The following is a 23,938-nucleotide window of genomic DNA, read 5'->3' as shown; positions in this document are numbered from 1 at the left end:
ACCTCAATGTTAGCGTGGCGGTAGGCCGACGCTTGCGATTTCTTCTTCAGTTAACGGACGGTATTCGCCCGGCTCAAGGTCGTCGTCGAGTGCAATCTCACCGATACGTTCACGATGCAGACCCACCACATGGTTGCCCACGGCGGCGAACATACGTTTCACCTGGTGATAGCGGCCTTCGCTGATGGTCAGTCGCACCTGCGTCGGGGTAATCACTTCCAGCACCGCCGGTTTGGTGAGATCTTTCTCGTTGTGCAGTTGAACGCCTTTGGCGAACTGCGCTGCGGTATCGTCGCTGACCGGGTTTTCCAGGGTCACGAGATAGGTTTTTTCACAATGGTGGCGCGGTGAAGTGATACGGTGCGACCACTGGCCGTCATCGGTCATCAGTACCAGGCCGGTGGTGTCGATATCCAGACGCCCGGCAGCATGCAGTTTGTGCGCCACGGGTTCATCAAGGAAATAGAGCACAGTAGGATGATCCGGGTCGTCGGTTGAGCAGACATACCCTTCCGGTTTGTTGAGCATAAAGTAGCGCGGGCCGTGCTGCTGGGCCAGAGGGTTCCCCTCGTAAGCCACCTCATGTTCAGGAAGCAGTTTAAACGCCGTATCTCGCACAATTTCGCCATCCACGGTAATGTGGTTGCCGCGGATTTGACGCCCGGCAATAGCACGGCTGACGCCGAGTTGCTGAGCGATAAACTTATCAAGTCGCATGAAAATTTTTAGCCTGTATGATGCCGGGTGTCGGGCGACGCGCCCGAAAAATGGAGTTTTAACAACAATCAAGTATAACGGGGTTGTTATACCACTCAAGCGAAAAGATTCGTGGCATACTAATCGCGAGCAAAACCAATAAACGAGCCCCATGACTTTTACACTTCGCCCCTATCAGCAGGAAGCCGTCGACGCCACCCTTAACCACTTTCGCCACCATCAGCACCCTGCCGTAATTGTGCTGCCTACCGGCGCAGGCAAAAGCCTGGTGATTGCCGAACTGGCAAGACTGGCGCGTGGACGTGTGTTAGTCCTTGCGCATGTTAAGGAGCTGGTCGCGCAGAACCACGCCAAATATTGCGCGCTGGGCCTTGAGGCCGATATCTACGCGGCGGGCCTGAAGAAAAAAGAGAGCCACGGCAAAGTGGTGTTTGGTAGCGTACAGTCCGTCGCGCGCAATCTCGACCATTTCAGGAGTGAATTTTCGCTGTTGATCGTCGACGAGTGCCACCGTATCAGCGATGACGACGACAGCCAGTATCAGCAAATCCTTGCCCACCTGAAGAGCGTAAACCCAACGGTACGCCTGCTAGGGCTGACCGCCACGCCCTTCCGCCTGGGAAAAGGCTGGATTTATCAGTTCCATTATCACGGTATGGTACGCGGCGACGAAAAAGCCCTTTTCCGTGATTGCATCTATGAGCTACCGCTGCGCTATATGATTAAACACGGCTATCTGACACCGCCCGAGCAACTTGATATGCCGGTAGTACAGTACGATTTCAGCCGCCTGCAGGCGAACAGCAACGGCCTGTTCAGCGAAACGGATCTCAATCGCGAACTGAAGCAGCAAAAACGCATTACGCCGCACATCATCAGCCAGATTGAAGAGTTTGCTCAGGACCGCAAAGGGGTGATGATTTTCGCCGCCACCGTTGAGCACGCACGCGAAATCACCGGGCTGCTGCCCGCGAACGATGCGGCGCTGATTACCGGTGAAACGCCCGGCCCGATGCGTGATGAACTGATTGAAGCCTTCAAAGCGCAGACGTTTCGTTATCTGGTGAACGTGTCGGTATTAACCACCGGCTTTGACGCCCCGCATGTTGATCTCATCGCTATCCTGCGGCCAACCGAATCAGTGAGTCTTTACCAACAAATTGTCGGTCGCGGCCTGCGCCTGTCGCCGGGAAAAACGGACTGTCTGATTCTGGACTACGCCGGAAATCCTCATGACCTTTACGCCCCGGAAGTTGGCGCGCCAAAAGGCAAAAGTGACAACGTGCCAGTCCAGGTTTTCTGCCCCGGCTGCGGCTTTGCCAATACCTTCTGGGGCAAAACCACCGCTGACGGCACGTTGATTGAACACTTTGGCCGCCGCTGTCAGGGTTGGCTGGAAGATGACGAAGGGCACCGGGAGCAGTGCGACTACCGCTTCCGCTTCAAAAATTGCCCGCAGTGTAATGCGGAAAATGATATCGCCGCCCGCCGCTGTCGGGAGTGTGACACCATACTGGTCGACCCGGACGATATGTTGAAAGCGGCGTTAAAGCTGAAAGATGCGCTGGTGCTGCGCTGTAGCGGCATGGTGCTTCAGGACGGCGCGGATGACAAAGGCGCGTGGCTAAAAATTACCTACTACGATGAAGACGGTGCCGATGTAAGTGAGCGCTTCCGTCTGCACACACCAGCGCAACGTACCGCCTTTGAGCAATTGTTTATGCGCCCGCATACCCGCGTACCGGGCGTGCCGCTACGCTGGATAACTCCTTCCGACATCATTGCCCAACAGGCGTTATTACGTCACCCTGATTTTGTCGTCGCCCGTCAAAAGGGACAGTTCTGGCAGGTGCGCGAGAAGGTTTTCGACTACGAAGGCCGCTTCCGTCGCGCCAATGAATTACGCGGATAAGCGCGCTTTTGATTGATGCGGGGCGCATTTAAGTATAAAATGCCGCCCGCTTTCACATCCGTGAAGCAGATCATTTGCCTGCTGCTGGGTCGCCTGTAGCAGGAACAATTAAGAGAGATTTAAATGTTTACTATCAATGCAGAAGCACGTAAAGAGCAGGGTAAGGGTGCGAGCCGCCGCCTGCGCGCAGCTAACAAGTTCCCGGCTATCATCTATGGTGGTGAAGCTGCTCCGGTTGCAATCGAACTGGATCACGACAAACTGTGGAACATGCAGGACAAAGCTGAGTTTTACGCAGAAGTTGTTACCATCGTAATCGATGGCAAAGAAGAAAAAGTGAAAGTTCAGGCTGTACAGCGTCACGCTTACAAACCGAAACTGACTCACATCGACTTCGTTCGCGCGTAATCGCTGACAAGTTGTGAAGAAGCCCCGCATTGCGGGGCTTTTTTGTGGGCGGTGCTTATTTGCCGCCAACGCGACGCTGAAGCTGATCGCGCAGGTTCGGCGGCGTGCCTTTAATGGTCAGCGTGTCGGTTGCCGGGTCCCAGAAAATACGCTCACCCAGCAGCAGAGAGTCAAAGTTAATCGTCAAACCGCCACCGCTACCGGCAAACTTCGTCAACTGACGCAAAGTACTGCGGTCCGCCGGGAAGCTCTCTTCCAGTTCATAGCCTTTTTCAGCCGTAAACTCGCTAAAGCTCACTTCGCTAACGCCGGAAATCTCTTTGGAAAGTGATTCCAGTTCAATCTCTTCGCCCGCCTGCAACTGCTCATTGCAGTAGTCGTAAACCTGCTTGCGCACGGTCTGACGCTCGTTTTTATCGAGCTGTGCTTCGGCCGAGAAATCATCCAGCGCCTGCAACAGACCACGGTTTTGCACTTTAGCATTCAACCCTTCGCTGGCGCCGAGGAAATCCATAAAGAAATCCGCGACTTTACGCCCGACTCGCCCTTTCAGGAACGTCAGGTAACGGGTCGATTCCGGGTTAGTTTCCCACTCGGTTAAATCGATACGCGCCACAATATCCGCATGATTGATATCGAGATAATGCGTGGAGCTGATATCCAGCTGTTCGTTGACGCGCATGCTGCTGAGATTATTCAGCACCGCCACCAGCAGGTATTCCACCGCCAGATAGCGATAATGACAAAACAGCACAATGCCGCCGTCCGCAAACGGATATTTTGCCAGCTCATCGCGCAAACGACCGGTCGCCGCCCGGCTGAATGCCAGAAAATCTTCTTCGCCCTGACGCTGCAGGCGCAACGCCTGCGCCAGCTCGCTTTCTTCGTTAAACAGCCCGTAGGCCTTATTTTTAGCGCTGTAGACCCGATGCAGCTCCGCCATCATCTCTTCGACGGGCGCAGTGGGCTCCAGCAGCGAATCACGCAGTACCAGTTCAAGCGTCTGCTCATCGCGTTTGATAAGCTGGTGCAGCGCAATCTGGTCGATATCCAGACTCATGTTAAACTCTCCTTTTAGATCGGGTGTATTCAACCACCCCTTAGGCTGCTGTGCAACTTGCTCTTTCTTCCAACGCCTAATCCTTTCGCCCATGAGGAAAGGATGACGTTTAAGGCGAAAAAATGCGGAAAAAATGCTGGTGCTACGGTAATATATTGCCCTTCCATATATAGACAGATTTGATTTATGCCACAACATTCCCGCTACAGTGATGAACACGTTGAACGACTGCTCAGTGAACTGGTCAACGTACTGGAACAACACAAGACTCCAACAGACCTCTCTTTGATGGTTCTGGGGAACATGGTGACGAACCTGATTAACAGCAGCGTCGCCCCGGCTCAGCGCCAGGCTATCGCCCGCTCGTTTGCTCAGGCGTTACAGTCTTCTATTAACGACGACCCGGCGCACTAAGGGATACACACAACAGTTTATGGTGACTCATCGTCAGCCCTACCGAGAAAAAGTCTCCCAGATGGTTAGCTGGGGGCACTGGTTTGCTATGTTCAACATGTTGTTGGCCATGGTGCTCGGCAGCCGCTATCTTTTTGTTGCCGACTGGCCGACAACGCTTACCGGTCGCGTCTACTCGTACCTGAGCCTTGTCGGGCATTTCAGTTTTCTGGTGTTCGCCGCCTATCTGCTGATCCTCTTTCCGCTGACGTTTATCGTCGGCTCGCAGCGGCTAATGCGGTTCCTGTCCGCGATTCTGGCGACCGCCGGAATGACGCTGCTGCTTATCGATACCGAAGTTTTCACCCGCTTCCACCTGCACCTTAACCCGGTGGTGTGGGAGCTGGTTATCAACCCGGACCAAAACGAAATGGCCCGCGACTGGCAGCTGATGTTTATCAGCGTGCCGGTGATATTGCTTATCGAAATGCTGTTCGCTACCTGGAGCTGGCAAAAGCTGCGCAGCCTGATGCGCCGACGCCGCTATTTCCGCCCCGTCGCCTGGCTCTTTTTTGTGGCCTTTATCAGCTCGCACGTCATGTACATCTGGGCGGATGCCAACTTCTATCGCCCGATTACCATGCAGAAAGCAAACCTGCCGCTCTCTTATCCGATGACCGCGCGCCGCTTCCTGGAGAAACACGGCTTGCTGGATGCACAGGATTACCAGCGTCGTCTGGTTGAGCAAGGCGATCCGGAAGCGGTATCGGTGCAGTATCCGCTGAGCGAACTGCGCTACCGTGATATGGGCGCGGGGCAAAACGTCCTGCTGATCACCGTCGATGGTCTGAACTATTCACGCTTCGAAAAACAGATGCCTTCTCTGGCCCAGTTCGCCGGTGAAAACGTCAACTTTACCCAGCATATGAGCTCGGGCAATACCGCAGACAACGGCACCTTTGGCCTGTTCTACGGCATTTCACCTGCTTATATGGATGGCGTGCTCTCGGCGCGTATTCCGGCGGCGTTGATAACTGCGCTGAATCAGCAGGGTTATCAGCTGGGTCTGTTCTCATCCGATGGCTTCAACAGCCCGGTTTACCGTCAGGCGCTGCTGTCGGACTTCTCGCTGCCGCCAAGTAAATCGCAAAACGACGCGCAGACGGCAAATCAGTGGATTAACTGGCTGGGCCGCTACGCTCAGGAAGAAAACCGTTGGTTCTCGTGGGTATCCTTTAACGGCACCAACCTCGACGACAGTCAGCAGCAAGGCTTCACCCGCCGCTATGCCGCGGCCGCCGCCGATGTCGATACACAAATTAACCGCGTGCTGAGCGCGCTGCGTGATTCCGGCAAGCTGGATAGCACCGTGGTGATTATTACCGCAGGTCACGGCGTGCCGTTGGGCGATGAACGTGAGCAGTTCGACTGGTCACGCGCGCGCCTCCAGGTACCGCTGGTCGTTCACTGGCCAGGCACCCCGGCGCAGCGTATCGACGCCCTGACCGAGCATAAAGACGTGATGACCACCCTGATGCAACGTTTGTTGCACGTCAGCACGCCAGCAAATGAGTATTCGCAAGGGCAGGATCTCTTCAGCGCCACGCGTCGCCACGTTTGGGTAACTGCTGCAGATAACAACACGCTGGCGATTACGACCCCGCGCTTTACCGTGGTGCTCGACCATAATGGTCATTACCAGACATGGAACAGCGACGGCGAGAAAGAGCGCGAGCAAAAACCGCAGTTGAGCCTGCTGCTGCAGGTGCTGACTGAGGAAAAACGATTCATCGCTAACTGATTGATTACTTATGCATCAATCGCGCGTTCGCTGGCTTGCAATCAGCAACGAAAAGGGTACTATTGCCTCCACGTGTCGGCACGTAGCGCAGCCTGGTAGCGCACCGTCATGGGGTGTCGGGGGTCGGAGGTTCAAATCCTCTCGTGCCGACCAAAAGAATTTTCTGATACGTTTTTAAACGTACAGTACCCCTTAAGAGCCCGCATTCTCTCTGAGTTTGCGGGTTTTTTAATGCCTGCTTTTCACCTCTCTTCCCAAAATGTGTCCCCGCTCACCAACCTCGCCTAATGCAGGGTTTGTCCTGTTTTACGTCATTTCTGTCCGTTGACTGAAAAGGGCTTCCGGCATGATATGGAGCCTCGAGTTTCATACCAGTCCGCCAGAGGCTGGAACCACCTGCAACCCGAGGATAAAAACAATGAGCCATCAGGTCACCCTACGTTTTGAAGACGGCGCGACGCATTTTATTCAATGTCTTACCGGTGAGTCTGTCGCCGATGCGGCGCTGCGTGCAAAAATTGCTATTCCACTCGACTGCCGCGACGGCGTGTGCGGCACCTGCAAAGCGACCTGTGAATCAGGTCAGTTTGCGCTCGGCGATTATGTGCCTGACGCACTCTCCGACGATGAAGTGAATGCCGGACACGTGCTGACGTGCCAGATGCGTCCGTCAAGCGACTGCGTGGTGCAGATTGCCGCTACGTCTGATGCGGCAGGAATCAACAGCACCGCGTTTACCGGGCGTATCACCACCTGCGAAGCGCTCTCGCCCACGGCAATCACGTTCTCGGCAGAACTGGAAAACCGCAGCGCGCTCCGCTTCCTGCCGGGTCAGTACGTCAATATCCAGGTGCCTGGCAGCACGCAAACGCGTTCCTACTCATTTAGCTCAGGCCCTTCGTCCAACAAAGTGTCTTTTCTGATCCGCAATGTTCCGCAGGGCTTAATGTCCGGCTATCTCCGCGAGCAGGCCAAACCCGGCGATGCCATTACCTTTCGCGGGCCGATGGGGAGTTTCTATTTGCGCCCCATCGAACGCCCGCTGTTATTCCTCGCGGGCGGCACGGGGCTCGCGCCGTTTTTGTCCATGCTGGATAAGATCGCTGAAGAAGGTGATGTAACGCAGCCTGTCCATCTGATCTTCGGCGTCACCCACGACGAGGATCGGGTTGAGCTGGATCGGCTTGAGGAGTACGCCCGGCGTCTGCCTAATTTTAGCTATCTCTGCACGGTCGCCAGCCCTGAAAGTGCGTCGCCGCACAAAGGGTACGTCACGCAACATATTACTGCCTCGCAGCTTAACGGCGGCGATGTCGATATTTATCTCTGCGGGCCGCCGCCAATGGTGGAAGCTGTACGTGACTGGCTGGCTGCGGAAGGCGTTAGCCCGCGTAACTTCTATTATGAAAAGTTTGCCGGAGCCGGACAGGTGGTGCAGACGGGGGAAGAACATATTGCCCCGGAGGACGTCGATGACACGTTTGATCTACGTCTGGCGCTGGAGCTGGGTGCGGTACAGCTCACCCTGGGGCGCTTATCAGGCGCACAGTTGCTTGAATTCCGCCGGCTGGCCGACGCTACCGCGCCGTTTGTTGTCGGTAAGCGTTTTAGCGATGTCACGCGCTACGCGCAGGCCAATCATGCGTTTCACCTGTTCCTGATTGAAGCATCAAACAACGCCCCGTTGATTGCCCTCTATAAGCAACTCGCGGTACAGGACTACATTGGTCGGGCACTGCGGGATGACATTGAGATCGTGGGCGATATCGTTCAGCAGCACCGGGATCTGGTTAGCGCATTTGAGTATGGCGACATCAATGCCGCGCGCGAAGTCATTGCACAACATGCCCTTCATTCCAAAGCGACCATGAGCCGTGCGTTGGGCAAAAAATCCGCGCCTGCTGCCTTAGCACACGTGCCGCAACCGGAGCCCGCTCGTTGCCCGTTCGCGGCAATGGCTGAACAGCCGCCCTACTCTCATGAGCTGAGCTGGCCACAAGAACTGCAACCCTTCAAAGTGGTGGACGACGGTTCGCAGGGCGATCCGTACGAACATTATCGCTGGATGCGCGAGCATGCCCCGGTGTTACGCTGCCAGTCTGCCACCTCGGATGTCTGGTTCCTGTCGCGCTACGATGACGTCTGGCAGGCCATTCGCAACCCGAAACTCTTCTCATCAGAAGTGGTTAGCCCGCCGCCGCTCACTTTTCTGACGCTGTATGATGCGCCCGATCATACGCGCCTGCGTAAGATTGCTCAGCCCTCCTTTATGCCGCTGGCCATTGAGCCGTTTGCCGCCGAGATCGAGCGCCGCGCGGAGGTATTAATCGATGCGTTGATCGCCAAAGGCGGTGGCGATGTGGTGGAAGAGTTCGCCATTCCGCTCAGCATCGCCACCATCTCGGCGATGATCGATGTGCCGAATGAAGACGAAGAAAAGATGAAGTTCTGGTCGGACGAAACCTTCAGCTACTTCGGCCGCCTGGCGCGTAACGCCCCCGGCACCGGCACCGATGAACAAAGCGCCATGGCCTTCTTTGCCTATCTGAAAGAGGCCATGGAGCGACTTTACCTCAGTAATAGCCAGTCGATTGGTGGCCATATCGCCCGCATGTGGAAGGAGGGTCTGCTCAGTGAAAAAGAAGCTAAAGAGCTGTGCGCCTTCGTCTTTATCGCCGGGCACGACACCACTACCATTCTGGTTGCGAATGCCTTTCGCATGTTCGCGGAACATCCGCATCTGGTGCAGCGTATTCGCGAAAACGAAGCGGATGCGGATAAATTTGTCGAGGAGGTGGCGCGCTATCGCGGGACGGTGCAGCGCGTCAGCCGCATGACCACCGAAGCCACCACTGTGGCAGGCGTTGAGTTGCCCAAAGGTGCGGTGGTGCGATTGTTGCTCTCGTCCGCCAATCGCGACAGCCGTAAGTTCGCGGACGGCGATACCTTTAATATCGACCGTGATACTTCCGGTCATTTGGGTTTTGGCAACGGGATGCATAAATGTCTCGGCCAGCCGCTGGCGAAGCTTGAAACGCTGATCGCCACCCGACTGGTAGCGCGTAAAGTCTCAGCTATTGCGCTCGATCCCGCGCAGCCTATCGAGTACGTTCGCGGCAATAATCTGACTAACTCCGGGCCCGCGCATTTGTTTGTGAAGCTGCGCTAATCAGCCAGACCGGCTTTCTTTATGGAAGCCGGTTTTCTCTGCGATAACCGCCCCTGCTCTCGCAGGCGATATTCCGTAGGCCGCAGGCCAGTTTGCTTGCGAAAGAAGCGGCCAAAATAGGCTTCATCGCGAAATCCTAATTCCGCCGAGATTTGCTTGACGCTAAACGAGGAGTAGACCAGCAGACGCCGCGCTTCGTGCACCGCACGCCGATCGATGGCTTCAATCGCCGAAATACCGAATGCTTCCCGACAGATTCGCGTCAGTTGCCCGGTGGAAATTCCCATTGCCGCCGCATAATGAGCCACGGGTTGTCGCTGTCGACAACGTTCATCCAGTAAGGCACGAAAACGTTCAATCCTGGCGACCAGCGCCGCCCTTGCAGGGTTGCCCGCCAGCTCCGCTTTTTCACTTAAACGCGCGATCTGCACAAACAGCGCAATGGTCAGCGCCAGCCCGGCGGTGTATTGCCAGCGCTCGCTGTTCTCCGCTTCCCGGCCAATCGCGTCAAAGAGCGTTTCAAGACGCACCCCGCGCCGATGGGCGGTATCTACCGTCAGCATCGCGGGCGTACGCACAAAGTCCAGTAAATCCGGGGCGGCGGTCAGCGCGACCGATTCGATTGCCGATTGCGCTGTGGTAATAACGTGACCATCAACATCGTCGCTAAAACGAAATCCGTGTACTGCGCGAGCGGGAACGACGACCAGGCACGGTGCGTTAAAGGCCCAGACTTCGCCGTCAATGGTCGCTTCGCCGCTGCCGCGCGTAACATACAGTGTCTGAATCAGAACATCGTGGAAGTGGGGCTCGATATCAAAACCAAAGCGGCTGGCGCGCGAGGGAATGCGCTCATAATGCACCATATCCAGCGACGACTGTCCGGGTTCCGCACCATAGAGCGCGTAGTTAGGTAGCGCACGACGACGCGGCCAGTCAATTAACATAGGTCACCCGGAAGTTTGTATAAAAGACTCTTTTATAGGCAGGATTTCCGCATCCCGCCTGGCTGAGTGTTTAAAACCTCGATTCAGCCCCGTATTTCGTGAAAGACATCCTTCAGCGCCAGATGCTGCAACAACATGATGGTTTTCCCGTCCACAATTTCACCGCGCGTAATCGCCGCCAGCGCTTGCTCAAAGGGCCACTCCAGCACTTCAATGTCTTCGCCCTCTTCCGCCAGCCCACCACCGTCACCGGTACGGTCGCGCTCGCTGTATTCCGCGATGAAAAAGTAGAGTTTCTCCGTGACCGAACCGGGGCTCATATAGGCTTCAAAAACTTTTTCCAGGTGGCTCACTTTAAAGCCGGTTTCTTCTTCAGCCTCCGCCAGAATCCGCGCTTCCGGCGACGCTTGATCCAGCAGCCCCGCCGCCGCCTCAATCAACAGACCTGAGTGGCCGTTCACCGAAACCGGGAAGCGAAACTGTCGGGTCAGTACCACACTTTTTTTCTCGCGGTTATAGAGCAGGATCGTTGCGCCATTGCCCCGGTCATAGACCTCACGGCTCTGCGTCTGCCAGCTGCCGTCACGGCGCTGTACATCGAAGGTATATTTTTTCAGTACGTACCAGTTATCAGATAGAAGCTGTTCCTGAACGTTGCGAAGGCGTGGCGTGTTATTGTGCATTTTTATTCCTCAGGTGAATGACAAAAACGATAATGTCATGCACAATCGTGCAATATCAAGATAAAACGTGAAGAGAAATATTCATGCTCGCCAGCCAACGTAAAAAAGCAATTCTCGAACTGCTCGCGCAACATAAGCAAGTTTTATCCAGCGAACTGAGCCAAAGGTTCCTGATTTCAGAGGACTCTATCCGGCGTGATTTACGGGAACTGGCGGCTGAAGGTCTGTTGCAGCGCGTTCATGGTGGTGCACTGCCCGCATCAGCCGCAATAGCGCCAATCGAAACACGCAAAAACGTGCAAAACCGTTCAAAGCAGATAGTGGCAGAAAAAGCGGTAAAACTGATACAACCAGGTCAGGTGGTGATGATTGATGGCGGAACCACCGCCCATGAACTGGTGGCGCGCCTACCACGGGATATCGCCTTTACCGTCGTCACTCACAGCCCAGGGATTGCCGTCAGTCTGATCGATCACCCACTGGTGGAGGTGATCGTCATCGGCGGGAGATTGTTTAAACATTCTGTTGTGACAGTGGGATCGGCAATGATCGATGCCATCAGTCATATCAATGCCGACCTCTTTTTTATGGGCGTGACGGGCATTCATGCCAGCGCAGGCTTTACCACGGGTGATTACGAAGAAGCCTGTGTGAAACGCGCCCTGTCGCAGCGCGCGGCAGAAACAGTAGTCATGGCCTCGACTGAAAAGATGAACGCCGCTTCCGCTTTTGCCATCGGCCCGCTTTCCCTTGCCAGCGCGATTATCATCGATGGGGAACCCGATGCCACGTTACGCGAAGCCTGTGCAAAACAGCAGATAGAACTGCTTTGATCCTGACAGCGAGAAACTTCGTTTTCGGATTAATACGCAAAACAGTTCACTACTCTTAATGCAAAAATCAGTAAATGGCACTTAACATTCACGACAATGATGATAATCTTGCCGATGAACTACTGATAAAAAGGATTCACAGTGAAAAACACATTTACGCTCGCTGCTTTACTACTGACCGCTGTTTCGCTTTCTGCCACGGCGGCAGAGCAACCGCTGGAAAAAGTTGCGCCTTATCCGCAAGCGGAAAAAGGCATGAAGCGCCAGGTGATTCAGTTACCTGCGCAGCAGGACGAATCAGCGCTGAAAGTTGAGCTGATGATTGGTAAAACGCTGGAAGTCGACTGTAACCGTCACCGCCTGGGTGGCAAGCTGGAAAGCAAAACGCTGGAAGGTTGGGGTTACGACTACTATGTTTTTGATAAAGTTGGCGAACCGGTCTCCACCATGATGGCCTGCCCGGACAAAACGAAGACCAAACAGTTCGTTGCGGCGTATCTCGGTGACGACGGCATGCTGCGTTACAACAGCAAACTGCCGATCGTGGTCTACACCCCGGATAACGTGGAAGTGAAATACCGCGTCTGGAAAGCCGAAGAAGAAGTTCATAACGCTGTAGAGCGTTAATAAGTTGCAAGAAGCCCTGAAAATATCGGCTTCATATTGATGACAACGTTCAAAAAGAGCGCAAACAGTCCCCTCGCCCCTTTGGGGAGAGGGTTAGGGTGAGGGGAACAGGCCAGCACTGATGCGGATATTTACCCTCACCCCGGCCCTCTCCCTGGAAGGGCGAGGGGGAAAACCGTGCCCATATTAACGTCTGAGCCAGTTTGTCAGAAATCTCAAGCCCCGTATTCGGGGCTTTTTATCATTTACAGCGCAATATCCGCCATCTCATTCACCACCACCGGCTGCGATTTTGTCTGCGGTTGCGGGGTAGGATCGGCATCACGAACCGGCACGTAGCTCAGTTCCAGCACTTCACTGGTGTGCGCCAGAGTCTCTTCAATCGCCTGCGGATGTTCGTTCAGGCGCGAGCCGTAAGTCGGCACTACGGCTTTGATTTTCGTCTGCCAGGCTGCGGTCTGCATTTTCTCGTGGAACACTTTTTCCAGCAGTTGCAGCATGATTGGCGCAGCGGTGGAGGCACCCGGCGACGCACCGAGCAGTGCCGCCACGGTACCTTCATCGTCGCTCACCACTTCTGTGCCCAGACGCAGAACGCCGCCTTTCTGCGCATCGCGCTTGATAATCTGCACGCGCTGCCCCGCCTGCCACAAGCGCCAGTCGCCTTTCTGCGCCATCGGATAGTATTCACGCAGCGCGGCGTGACGATCCTTATCTTTCTGCAGCACCTGGCTAACCAGATATTTCACCAGATCGAAGTTGTCCATTCCGACGTTGATCATCGGCATGATGTTCGATTTGTTGATCGACGCCAGCAGATCCCACAGCGATCCGTTTTTCAGGAAGCGCGTTGAGAAGGTCGCGAATGGCCCGAACAGAATGACGCGTTTGCCGTCAATCACGCGGGTATCAATGTGCGGCACCGACATCGGTGGCGCGCCAACATCGGCCTGACCATATACTTTCGCCAGATGATGATTCACCACCTCGGGGTTTTCACACACCAGGAACTGGCCGCCAACCGGGAAGCCGGCATACTCTTTCGCTTGAGGAATTTTGGTCTGTTGCAGCAGTTTCAACGCCGCGCCACCCGCGCCGATAAAGATAAATTTGGCTTTAATCGTGCGTTTCGCGTGGCTGTTATTGGCATCGGATACGGTGATGGTCCAGCTCTTGTCCGCATTCTGACGGAAACGACGCACCACCGTATTGAGTTGCAGACTGAAGTTTTTATGCGCCTGCAACGAGGAAATCAGCTGGCGGGTAATTTCGCCATAGTTCACATCGGTACCGGCTTCGGTGCGTGTCGCGGCAATTTTTTGCTGCGGATCGCGCCCTTCCATCACCAGCGGCGCCCACTCTTTAATCTGTTGATGATCTTCGGAGTAGCGCATACCGCGGAACAGCGGGTTCTGCTGCAGCGCACGGTAGCGCGCGCGCAGGAAGTTGACGTTCGCATCGCCCCAGACAAAGCTCATATGCGGAACGGTGTTAATAAAGGATTTCGGCTGCGTGAGGACGCCGCGCTTCACCTGATGCGCCCAGAACTGACGAGAAACCTGGAATGCTTCGTTTATATCAATCGCTTTTTCGATGCTGACAGAACCGTCCGCTTTCTGTGGCGTGTAGTTCAGTTCCATCAGCGCCGAGTGGCCGGTGCCTGCGTTGTTCCAGCCGTTGGAACTCTCTTCCGCGACGCTTTCCATTTGCTCGACCATGGTGATCGACCAGTTCGGTTCCAGCTCTTGCAGCCAGGTACCCAGCGTAGCGCTCATAATACCACCACCGATCAACAAAACATCCGTCTCGTGTATAACGCGGGAGTTGGTTTTGGCCACATCAGAAGCAGTATCGGAACCCGCTTTCTGTGCATTGGGTACAGCTGTCTTTTTCTTCATTGTAGGGAGGCCTTACTTGAAATGCGATTTGTTACACGCAGGTAAAAACAATTCGTGGGTATACGGTATCACCAGCAACAAAAAAATTAAATATTGTTTAAATTTTAAGTTGTGTTTTGAGACCTGTTATCAAAATGTTTAATAAATGTATACGTCAATTAAATTTTTGTATTGGCATTCTGTGACATAGAGCGGTAAACTGCTCCGTTTTGTGATAAATAGCACGAAAGTACGGCTTATAGAAAACCGGCTATCGATAACCAATGAAGATCCTATGTCAGACACCCCTTTTGCTCCCCAGGATGATCGCCTCCTTTCCGTAATGCGCTCGCCCAAACTGCTGCTACGTGAAACGCTGGCTGGCGTCATTACCGCGCTGGCATTGATCCCCGAAGTCATCTCTTTTTCCGTGATTGCTGGCGTTGACCCCAAAGTCAGTTTGATCGCCTCGGTCGTGCTGTGCCTGGCAATGTCCTTTCTCGGCGGGCGTCCGGCGATGGTGACTGCCGCCGCCGGTTCTGTGGCGCTGGTCATCGGGCCAATGGTGCATCAACACGGCGTGGGATACATCTTGCCCGCCGTGGTGATGGCTGGCGTGATTCAAATTCTGTTCGGCCTGTGCGGTATGGCACGGTTGATGCGTTTTATTCCTCATCCGGTGATGACCGGTTTTGTCAACGCGCTAGGCGTGCTGATCTTCTTCGCGCAAGTGCCGCATTTCTGGAGCCGTAATCCGCTGATTATCGCGCTGTTCGTCGCGACCCTATTGATTGTGCTGTGGGTGCCGCGGGTGATTAAGAGCGTGCCATCACCGCTGATTGCCATCGTGCTGTTAACCCTTTTCACCGTCACCAGCGGTCAGCTACTGCCCACCGTAGGCGATGAAGGTTCGATGAGCGGCGGCCTGCCAGGCCTGACGCAGTTACTGGTGCCGCTAAATCTCGACACCCTGAACATCATCTGGCCCTGCGCGCTGAGCATTGCGTTTGTCGGCTTAATGGAGTCGTTGCTGACGGCAAAGCTGGTTGATGATTTGACCGCGACGCCGTCAAATAAAGCACGCGAAAGCGCCGGGCTTGGCATCGCCAACATCCTGGCCGGTTTTTACGGTGGCATCGCGGGTTGTGCGATGATTGGTCAGACGATCGTCAACGTGGAGATGGGAAAAGGCCGTAGCCGCGTTTCAACAATCATGGCAGGCCTGGTATTACTGTTGTTAGTGACGGCATTAAGCAAGGTGATGGCTGATATTCCGATGTCGGTACTGGCCGGTATTATGGTGATTGTGGCGTTCAAAACCTTTAGCTGGCACAGCATCCAGCCTGCAACACTGAAACGCGCTCCATGGCCAGAAACCGTGGTGATGGTGGTCACGGTCGCGGCAACCGTCAGCACCGGCAATCTGGCGATTGGCGTGCTGGCGGGCGTGGTCTGCATGGTGCTGATCCCTGCCCGCCTGAAAGCGAAACTGGCTGCTAAAGCAGAAAAATCGTCGCCAGCCCAAGGAAAATAAAGAAGCCGCCGGTGTCGGTGATCGCGGTGATCATCACGCTGGAGCCTACCGCCGGGTCGCGGCCAAACTTCACCATGATCATCGGGATCAGTACGCCCATTAGCGCCGCGACCAGCAGATTCAGCACCATCGCCAGCGTCATCACCGCACCCAGGTGCGGGTCGCTGTAGAGCAGCCAGGTGACGCAGCCCATGATCCCGCCCCACACCAGGCCATTAATCAACGCCACGCCCATTTCACGCAGGATCAGAAATGAGAAGTTGCCCGGCTGGATCTGCTGTAGCGCCAGCGCGCGCACGATCATGGTAATCGTCTGGTTTCCGGTGTTACCGCCAATGCCTGCGACGATCGGCATCAACGACGCCAGCGCCACCAGTTGTGAGATGGTATGTTCGAAGCCATCGATGACGCGCGAAGCAATAAAGGCGGTGCAGAGGTTGATGGCCAGCCACGCCCAACGGGTTTTCACCGCTTTGGTCACTGGCGCAAATACGTCCTCTTCGGCACTCAGGCCACCCATGCGACGCAGATCGCTATCCGTTTCTTCATAAACCACGTCAACGATCTCATCGATGGTCAAACGTCCCATCAGTTTGCCCTGCTGATCGATAACCGCGGCGCTGACCAGGTTGTCACGTTCGAAGGTACGGGCCACCTTTTCCGACTCTTCTTCCGGGTGGAAAGCCACCGGTTCGGATTCCATTACCGCTTCAACGGTGCTTTGTGCCGGGCTGAGCAAAATGGTGGTCAGTTCAAGTTCGCCTACCAGCGTCATATCGCGCCGGGTGACGAACAGTTTATCGGTGTTTTCCGGCATTTTTCCGAGCCGCCGCAGGTAGCGCTGGACGGTCGCCAGCGTCACTTCCGGGCGCACGGTAATGACTTCGAACTCCATGATCGAGCCGACGCGATCGTGGGCGTAGTTCATCACCTGACGCACGCGGGCGCGCTCGGACGGCGGGAGCGTTGCCAGCAGGCGTCCGGTTAAATCGCGTGGCAGATGCTGAACCAGGTAAATCTGTTCATCGATGTCCAGCGTTTGCAGTGCATCGAGCAACGCCCGGTCGCTCATATCGTCAATGAGGTCGTCCCAGACGTTCTCCGATGCTTCAAGCAACACTTTACCGCGCTTGTCATCTTCCACCACGTTCCATAACGCGTGACGCTCATCGGAGGGCAATGCCTCCAGAACGTCCGCCAGGTCCGGGCCAGGAAGATGCGCCACCAGCGCGCTCACTTCCGCAAGATCGTCGATAAGCGTACTTTCATCATACTGCTCGGCGAGCGTCAGTTTACCCAGCAGAACAGAAGTAATGGCTTTATCGGTGGTTAAGAGCCAGATAAGGCGCGCACGCTCTTCATCACGCAGCTTTGCGCTGTTTTTCATTATTGCGGACATTGCCGGTCATCCTTTCGGTCATGTGAATGCCCGGCAGGTCAGCCGGGAGCATTAAGCATAGCGTGGAGTAATGTAAATAATAATAAACAGCATTTTAAAACCCATAAAAAAAGCGGCGAATGCCGCTTTTTTCATCAGGTTATGCCGTTCGGGCGACCGCATCGCGCGAGGCGGCGTCGCGCTCCTCGCCGGTCAACTCACTCAATTGACCATTGCGCATCTCCAGCAGACGATCGGCATGGATGAAGTAGTGGTCGTCGTGGCTGATAGCGAAAACAGTTTTGCCCATCTGTTGCATCAGCGGGAGCAATATTTGGTAGAACTCGCGGCGGAAGTGCGGATCCTGATCGGCGGCCCACTCATCCAGCATAATGATGTCTCGCTCTTCCGCTAATGCCAGCAGTAGCGCCACACGCTTCTTTTGCCCTTTCGAGAGTTTAAGGTCAAGGATTTTGCCGTTTTCCAGCTTCACCTTATGCCCCATTTTCAGCTGTTCCAGCCACTTATCCACCAGCGCCGGGTCGGCCTGTTTTCCTTCCGGCCCCAGCAACTGGTCAAACAGCCAGACGTCGGTGAAGACCGCTGAGAACAGCTTACGGTAATCTTCCGGTTTGTCCGCAGCCAGCGGTTTACCGTCCAGCAGTATCTGTCCTTTAACCGGTTGATAGAGACCGGTAAGCAGCATCGCCAGCGTCGATTTACCGCTGCCGTTGCCGCCAATCAGGAACACCAGTTCGCCGCGATGGAGCGTCAGGTTAATCGGGCCCACGGCGAAGGTGTTGTCTTCATAGTGAAACTCCACATCGCGCAGTTCGAGCGTTTGCCAGTTTGGATACGCTTTTGGCACCGGGAATTCCGCCTGGTAAGGTGCAAGCGAGAAGGTGTTGAGCTTTTTGAACGCCACCTGGGCGCTGAGCAACGTCGGCAGCGCGCCAACGGCCGATAACAACGGTGTGCGCAGGAACAGCAGTGTCAGCGAGTACGTCGCCGCCACGGCGGTATCCGCCCAGCCCAGGCTGTTCGCCATCCAGAAGACCAGGCCGATGGCGCCCAGCATCATAATATTCGACCAGTTCACGGCGCTCAGATGGAAGGTGTCGGCACGCACAATATGGTGACGGTAGCTTTTTGCGTCCGGAATATAGAGCTGATTAAAGACATACTCTGCGCGTTCCCGGTTGAGGGTGAGCTCTTTGCGCCCTTCCAGCACGGTCTGATAATCCTGATACAGCGCATCTTCCGTCTCACGCAGAATCGCCATATGTTTGTAGACCCGCGCCACCAGCACAAAACCGCCCCAGATGGTCAGCGCCATCCACAGTGCGGTCACCAGCAGCATTTTCGTCGACAGAAATGCCAGGTAAGCGGCGGAGCCAAAGGTCAGGATAATCCCCTGCACCAGTTCCGGCAGGCGGACGAAAGCGATGGTGATCGCACGCACATCGCTGGTCAGGCCCGCCAGCAGCGCCGCGCTGCCGAGTTTTTCGATGCGTTCGACCTGGGTGTCCAGAATACGTTTAATGAATTCGCTGCGCAGACGGTAAACAAAGTGATGTCCGAGCGTGGTCAGCGCCAGTTGCGAACCCAGCGTAACCGCCATCAGCAATAGCAGCAGCCCGAGAAACTCTGGCAGCACCGTCAGCGACATATCGACCGTCGTGATTAAACGCAGGTTAATGAAGGCAATCAGCCCAATCCCTAACGCCGCGCTCAGCAAACTCAGTGCCATAACGGCAATAAATGGCCAGCGGTACTGGCGCCAGACAAGCAGGAGAAGTTCCATAAAACAGCAACCCGGAAAAGAAAAACAGCGTGCAGTGTAAACTGCCGCGCGAGTACATCAAGAATAATTCTTATTTTTATTCTTTATTACCCGCATGGCGAAAGGTGAGGTTATAGCGCAGTGGGCCAACCTGTGGATGGTGGCCCGGTTTGAGCGGCTGAATGCCATGATAAAAGAGGCGCGATTCGCCGCCCCACACCACCACATCGCCATGTTCCAGCAACACGCGCTGGAGCGGACAGTTACGCTTAAGGCCGCCAAACTGGAACACAGCAGGCAAGCCCAGCGAAACCGACACAATCGGTGCGCTCAGCGTGGCTTCGTCTTTATCCTGATGCAGCGACAGTTTCGCACCCGGAAGATAGCGGTTAATCAGGCAGGCGTCCGGCGAAAAATCAGCATAGCCCGCCTGCGTCGCCGCCTCCAGCGCCAGCCTGCGGAAAACATCCGGCATGGACGGCCAGGATTTACCCGTCAGCGGATCGCGCGGCGTGTAGCAGTAACCGTGGAGGTCGGTGCTCCAGCCCAGCGGGCCGCAGTTGGTCATCGCCACCGACATGGTATAGCCGCCGGGCGTTACCATCTGGCGAAACGGTGACAACGCGGCGATCTGTTCAATCGCCGCCAGCAGTTCACCGGCCTGGCTTAGCGCCTGACGACGAAGGATGACTGCGCCTGCCGCCAGCAGTTCCTGCCAGGGGGCTTCATCAGCAAAGAGATCGAGCATTATTTTCCTCCGGCATTTTTCTCATCCGCCAGCAGCGCGGCTTTTCGCCCCACGCCCCAGCGGTATCCCGACAGGCTGCCATCTTCACGTACCACGCGATGGCATGGAATAATAATCGCCAGTTTGTTCGCTGCGCAAGCACCGGCCACCGCGCGAACGGCCTTCGGATTGCCAATGGCCGTGGCAATTTGCTGATAGCTGCGCGTTTCACCCAGCGGAATCGCGCGTAACGCCTGCCAGACCTGCTGTTGAAAGGCGGTGCCGCGAATATCCAGCGGCAAATTCAGCGTTAACTGTTGAAAATCCAGACGCCTCACCACCTCATGAATTTGCTGATGAAAAGCCGGGCTCCCCTGCTGTGATTGCGCCGAGGGAAAAAGTTGCTGAAGCTCTGCCGTCAGTTGCGCATCGCTATCGCCCAGCAGCACGGCGCAGATACCACGTGCACTCAACGCCACGAGGCAGCGACCGAAACGGCACTCTTCCAGCGCATAATGAATAACGGCCTCTTCACCACCGCGTCGATACTGTTTTGCCGTCATACCCAGAAGCTGGTCGGCATGGCGATAGTAGCTGCTGCTGTCCGGAAAACCGGCATTGAGTACGGCATGGGTCACCGCCTCGCCTTCCGCCAGCGCTTCACGCAAACGTCGGGCGCGCCACGCTTGCTGCCACGCTTTTGGCGTGACGCCGGTGACCGACTTAAACAGACGGTGGAAATGGTAGGGACTGACAGCGACCGCCTCGGCTAGCGTATCAAGGGTGACGGGCGCATCCTGTTCGAGCATCCGGCAGGCTATCGCCACTTTGTTCACTTTTTGCAACTGGGGATCGAGCGTATTCGGCTGACAGCGTTTGCAGGGGCGAAAACCCGCCTGCAGCGCCGCATCAGCATCAGGATAAAATTGCACATTCTGGCGCAACGCATGACGCGCTTTGCAGGAGGGACGACAAAAAATACCGGTGGTGCGGACCGCAAAGACAAACTGCCCGTCGGCACCGGCATCGCGCTCAAGCACCGCCTGCCAGCGGCGCTCATCAGTATGGAAAGTGTGAGATGTCATATCAGGCTCCTCCAGTAAGTGTACGACGACTTTGCCCTGGAGGAGACAGCAAAAAACCAGCAATCTTGCTTTTTAATTTTTACCGTTTACCAAAAATGCTTTGAACTGCGGCGACATCCAGGTGGTGAAGTTATCACCCTCTTTCATGATCATATACACCGCCAGCCCCTGCTCGCGCACCACTTCTTTGGCTTTTTCCGGGCCGAGAACCATTAGGCCGGTATCCCAGGCATCGGCTTCCAGCGCCGTCGGCGCAATCACCGTCACAGAAACCAGTTTGTGGGTAATGGGTCGGCCGGTTTGTGGATCGATGACATGAGAGATTCGCTGCCCGTCCAGCTCATAATAGTTACGGTAGCTGCCGGATGTGCTGATCCCGTGACCGTTGATATCGACAATCGCCTGTACGGCGTTCTCTTTATCCGTCGGTTTTTGAATCGCCACGCGCCACGGGCGACCTTCCGCGTTCATGCCCCGACTCGACAGCGCGCCGCCAACGGAGACCAGGTAACGCGAGATCCCCTCCTGGCCCATCAGGCGCGCAAGATGATCCGCCGCATAGCCTTCGCCAACGGTCGAAAGATCAACATAGAGTTCCGGGAGATCTTTTTGCAGATACTGGCGACCTGCGGTGTTAATCACCGTCAGATGCTGCAAGCCGGTTTTGGCTTTTGCCGTATCGATTTGTTCCTGTGTTGGCGTGCTGACCGGCTGTTTATCCGGACCAAAGCCCCACAGATTCACCAGTGGGCCTACAGTAATGTCCATCGCGCCCCGGGTTTTTTGCCCGATGCGCAGAGATTCGGTGACGATATCCGCCATGGCTTCAGTAACCGGCCACGGCGCGGTGCTGGAGGAGACGTTAAATCGCATCAGCGCGGAGTCGTTTTTCCACGTCGAGAGTAGCTGGTCATCACCATCAAGCTGCGTCTGGATTTTTTCACGCAGTTCATCAGCGCGTTTTTTATCGATATCCACCACGCTCACACGCCAGAAGGTGCCCATGGTCTTGCCTTCGAGCACCGTTGCGGTTTCTTTTAACGGCGCGGTGGTACTGGCGTTATCGCAGCCAGCAAGCAGTAACGCGGCGCTCACCAGAGCCGCACGTAAGATATTCATTTCCATCCGGTATTATTTCTCCTGCAATGCGCGCAAGAGTACACCAATTAACTTAAACAAGGCATAAAAAAAGGAGCCTTTCGGCTCCTTTTCTACAGGTTAACAGTCGATTAGAACTGGTAAACCAGACCCAGTGCTACGATGTCATCGGTAGAGATGCCAGCAGCGCGGGTGAAGGTGTTGTCATCCAGCAGGTTGATTTTGTAATCAACATAGGTAGACATGTTTTTGTTGAAGTAGTAGGTCGCGCCAACATCAACATATTTAACCAGATCCTGGTCGCCGAAGTCACGACCACCAGCAGTTACGAGGTCTTTGCCTTTAGACTGCAGGTAAGCAACGGACGGACGCAGACCGAAGTCGAACTGGTACTGTGCAACAACTTCGAAGTTCTGCGCTTTATCAGCGTAGCCACCGAAGTTAACGTCACCGAAACGAGTCGCGTTGTAAGTCTGGGTGTACTGTGCGGCCAGGTAGATGTTGTTCGCATCATATTTCAGACCACCGGTGTAGGTCGTCGCTTTGTCGCCACGGCCAAATGCCAGGTTGGTGTTTTGATCGTCAGTACGTTTAGAGCTGGCAATCGCACCACCGACGCTGAAGCCTTCGCCGATGTCATAAGACAGGGAGCCACCGAAGCCGTCACCGTTCTGTTTCAGTTCTTTACGACCGTTGTTGGTCTGACCTTCGCCAGATTGGCTGCCGTTTTTACCCTGATACTGCAGAGCAAAGTTCAGGCCATCAACCAGACCGAAGAAGTCAGAGTTACGGTAGGTAGCAACGCCGTTAGCACGCTGCTGCAGGAAGTTGTCAGAACCGTAGGTGTCGCCGCCGAATTCCGGCAGAACGTCGGTCCAGGAAGTGATGTCGTAAACAACGCCGTAGTTACGACCGTAGTCGAAGGAACCTGCATCACCGAAGCGCAGACCGGCGAATGCCAGACGAGTCCATGCCTGATTGCCGGAGTCTTCAGTGTTGTTCGCCTGAACGTTGTATTCCCACTGGCCGTAACCGGTCAGTTGGTCCTGGATTTGAGTCTCACCTTTAATGCCAACACGCATGTAGGTCTGGTCGCCGTCAGCGCTGTTATCATCGGAGAAGTAGTGCAGACCAGCGATTTTACCGTACAGATCTAATTTGTTGCCGTCTTTGTTATAAATTTCAGCCGCATTTGCTGCGCCCGCTACCAGCAGTGCTGGTACCAGGAGGGACAGTACTTTAACTTTCATGTTAATAACCCTCTGTTATATGCCTTTTTATATGCCACTGCTTACTGGTCAACCCTCATTAACCAGTCGGCAAACCCATTGTGCTGCAAAATGCAGAATAATCCAACACCAAAATGATACTAAAACCTTAAAGGTGTTTCATTTATCCACATAGATGTTTCAAAATGTAAAAATCGCGGAACTTTTTTTCGCACAAATGGGTAAGATAAATAGCACAGATAAACAAAGAATTTTGAAATAGTTGTTGATAATCAATGCATTAAAATTGGTTACGGGTTTAGCACTGAATGGTAAAACAAAAGTTTCACCCGCAACTAAAATAGATATCGCTATCATCATTAACTTTATTTATTACCGTCATTCAGTTCTGAATGTCTGTTTACCCCTATTTCCACCGGATGCATCGCATCCGGTTTTTTTTTACCTTTCTTTACGTAACTTTAATCCCTGTATGCTAACCCTCGGGAATTATAACGGTCATTAATTAATCACCAACAAAATCAATAACAAATTAATAACATAATTTTCACGTAATAATTTCGGGTTAATTCCTGCTGGCATTACCTGGCGCAAACGCGATGTTGCCTCTCCATCACCTCTTTATTTCCCCTATTTCTCCCCCCTTTCAGGGGCTGAAAACCGCTGAAGTGTGGCAA

19 protein-coding genes and 1 tRNA gene are annotated in these 23,938 nt (G+C 54.7%); 9 read left to right on the top strand and 11 right to left on the bottom strand.

Annotated features, from left to right (window positions below; all coding sequences use genetic code 11):
- Positions 1 to 9: 9 nt before the first annotated feature.
- A complete protein-coding gene (gene rsuA / locus F0Q32_RS03960; protein ID WP_108473635.1) occupies positions 10 to 717 on the bottom strand; it encodes a 16S rRNA pseudouridine(516) synthase RsuA in 708 nt (235 codons plus the stop codon).
- 151 nt (positions 718 to 868) lie between these two features.
- On the opposite strand from rsuA, the gene F0Q32_RS03955 reads away from it, so the two are divergent.
- Both F0Q32_RS03955 and rplY read left to right on the top strand, forming a co-directional pair.
- Positions 869 to 2,629 (top strand): DEAD/DEAH box helicase, encoded by a 1,761-nt coding sequence (locus F0Q32_RS03955; protein ID WP_149462056.1) that lies wholly within the window; start codon positions 869 to 871, stop codon positions 2,627 to 2,629.
- A 123-nt stretch (positions 2,630 to 2,752) separates the two neighbouring features.
- Positions 2,753 to 3,037 (top strand): 50S ribosomal protein L25, encoded by a 285-nt coding sequence (rplY, locus tag F0Q32_RS03950; RefSeq protein WP_149462055.1) that lies wholly within the window; start codon positions 2,753 to 2,755, stop codon positions 3,035 to 3,037.
- Between the two features lie 55 nt (positions 3,038 to 3,092).
- Here the strand turns inward: rplY and yejK are convergent, their stop codons facing one another.
- Positions 3,093 to 4,097, bottom strand: coding sequence for a nucleoid-associated protein YejK (gene yejK, locus F0Q32_RS03945; RefSeq protein ID WP_015963704.1), 1,005 nt, complete (start codon positions 4,095 to 4,097; stop codon positions 3,093 to 3,095).
- A gap of 186 nt (positions 4,098 to 4,283) precedes the next feature.
- Here yejK and F0Q32_RS03940 point away from each other — a divergent pair, with 186 nt between their 5' ends.
- The 4 genes from F0Q32_RS03940 (at position 4,284) to benC (ending at position 9,460) form a co-directional block, all read left to right on the top strand.
- Entirely contained in the window at positions 4,284 to 4,511 is a 228-nt protein-coding gene (locus F0Q32_RS03940; RefSeq protein ID WP_015963703.1) for a YejL family protein, read from the top strand.
- 19 nt (positions 4,512 to 4,530) lie between these two features.
- Positions 4,531 to 6,291, top strand: coding sequence for an LPS biosynthesis-modulating metalloenzyme YejM (gene yejM, locus F0Q32_RS03935; protein WP_149462054.1), 1,761 nt, complete (start codon positions 4,531 to 4,533; stop codon positions 6,289 to 6,291).
- A gap of 76 nt (positions 6,292 to 6,367) precedes the next feature.
- Positions 6,368 to 6,444: transfer RNA gene (locus F0Q32_RS03930), tRNA-Pro, on the top strand.
- A 265-nt stretch (positions 6,445 to 6,709) separates the two neighbouring features.
- The gene (gene benC / locus F0Q32_RS26730; protein ID WP_149462053.1) at positions 6,710 to 9,460 is read left to right on the top strand and encodes a benzoate 1,2-dioxygenase electron transfer component BenC; all 2,751 of its coding nucleotides are present in this window, start codon (positions 6,710 to 6,712) and stop codon (positions 9,458 to 9,460) included.
- Here benC and F0Q32_RS03920 read toward each other — a convergent pair.
- Positions 9,457 to 10,407, bottom strand: coding sequence for a helix-turn-helix domain-containing protein (locus F0Q32_RS03920; RefSeq protein ID WP_149462052.1), 951 nt, complete (start codon positions 10,405 to 10,407; stop codon positions 9,457 to 9,459). The genes benC and F0Q32_RS03920 overlap by 4 nt on opposite strands.
- A gap of 83 nt (positions 10,408 to 10,490) precedes the next feature.
- Entirely contained in the window at positions 10,491 to 11,090 is a 600-nt protein-coding gene (locus F0Q32_RS03915; RefSeq protein WP_149462051.1) for an NUDIX domain-containing protein, read from the bottom strand.
- A gap of 83 nt (positions 11,091 to 11,173) precedes the next feature.
- Between F0Q32_RS03915 and F0Q32_RS03910 the strand changes: the two genes are divergently transcribed.
- Positions 11,174 to 11,923 carry a DeoR/GlpR family DNA-binding transcription regulator gene (locus F0Q32_RS03910; RefSeq protein ID WP_149462050.1) on the top strand — a complete coding sequence of 250 codons (750 nt, stop codon included), beginning with the start codon at positions 11,174 to 11,176 and terminating at the stop codon, positions 11,921 to 11,923.
- 141 nt (positions 11,924 to 12,064) lie between these two features.
- Positions 12,065 to 12,550, top strand: a complete 486-nt coding sequence (gene eco, locus F0Q32_RS03905) for a serine protease inhibitor ecotin (protein ID WP_015963697.1) — start codon at positions 12,065 to 12,067, stop codon at positions 12,548 to 12,550.
- Positions 12,551 to 12,795: 245 nt separating this feature from the next.
- On the opposite strand, the gene mqo is transcribed toward eco, so the two are convergent.
- Positions 12,796 to 14,448 (bottom strand): malate dehydrogenase (quinone), encoded by a 1,653-nt coding sequence (mqo, locus tag F0Q32_RS03900; RefSeq protein ID WP_149462049.1) that lies wholly within the window; start codon positions 14,446 to 14,448, stop codon positions 12,796 to 12,798.
- Between the two features lie 274 nt (positions 14,449 to 14,722).
- Here mqo and F0Q32_RS03895 point away from each other — a divergent pair, with 274 nt between their 5' ends.
- Positions 14,723 to 15,961: a SulP family inorganic anion transporter gene (locus F0Q32_RS03895; protein ID WP_149462048.1), complete on the top strand. Its 1,239-nt coding sequence runs from the start codon at positions 14,723 to 14,725 to the stop codon at positions 15,959 to 15,961.
- Here F0Q32_RS03895 and mgtE read toward each other — a convergent pair.
- The 6 genes from mgtE to F0Q32_RS03865 form a co-directional block, all read right to left on the bottom strand.
- Positions 15,924 to 17,360: a magnesium transporter gene (gene mgtE / locus F0Q32_RS03890; protein ID WP_108473624.1), complete on the bottom strand. Its 1,437-nt coding sequence runs from the start codon at positions 17,358 to 17,360 to the stop codon at positions 15,924 to 15,926. The genes F0Q32_RS03895 and mgtE overlap by 38 nt on opposite strands.
- Before the next feature lie 139 nt (positions 17,361 to 17,499).
- A complete protein-coding gene (locus F0Q32_RS03885; RefSeq protein ID WP_149462047.1) occupies positions 17,500 to 19,143 on the bottom strand; it encodes a multidrug ABC transporter permease/ATP-binding protein in 1,644 nt (547 codons plus the stop codon).
- Between the two features lie 76 nt (positions 19,144 to 19,219).
- Positions 19,220 to 19,870, bottom strand: a complete 651-nt coding sequence (alkB, locus tag F0Q32_RS03880) for a DNA oxidative demethylase AlkB (protein WP_149462046.1) — start codon at positions 19,868 to 19,870, stop codon at positions 19,220 to 19,222.
- The gene (gene ada, locus F0Q32_RS03875) at positions 19,870 to 20,934 is read right to left on the bottom strand and encodes a bifunctional DNA-binding transcriptional regulator/O6-methylguanine-DNA methyltransferase Ada (protein ID WP_149462045.1); all 1,065 of its coding nucleotides are present in this window, start codon (positions 20,932 to 20,934) and stop codon (positions 19,870 to 19,872) included. Before ada ends, alkB begins: the two co-directional genes overlap by 1 nt.
- 72 nt (positions 20,935 to 21,006) lie before the next feature.
- Positions 21,007 to 22,059 carry an FAD:protein FMN transferase ApbE gene (gene apbE / locus F0Q32_RS03870; protein WP_149462044.1) on the bottom strand — a complete coding sequence of 351 codons (1,053 nt, stop codon included), beginning with the start codon at positions 22,057 to 22,059 and terminating at the stop codon, positions 21,007 to 21,009.
- Between the two features lie 104 nt (positions 22,060 to 22,163).
- The gene (locus F0Q32_RS03865) at positions 22,164 to 23,282 is read right to left on the bottom strand and encodes a porin OmpC (protein ID WP_149462043.1); all 1,119 of its coding nucleotides are present in this window, start codon (positions 23,280 to 23,282) and stop codon (positions 22,164 to 22,166) included.
- Positions 23,283 to 23,938: the final 656 nt, after the last annotated feature.

It is taken from the genome of Pseudocitrobacter sp. 73 (assembly GCF_008369545.1).
Classification (GTDB): domain Bacteria; phylum Pseudomonadota; class Gammaproteobacteria; order Enterobacterales; family Enterobacteriaceae; genus Pseudocitrobacter; species Pseudocitrobacter vendiensis.
Note: the sequence above shows the minus strand (reverse complement) of the source record. Positions and strands in the feature narration are given on the sequence as shown.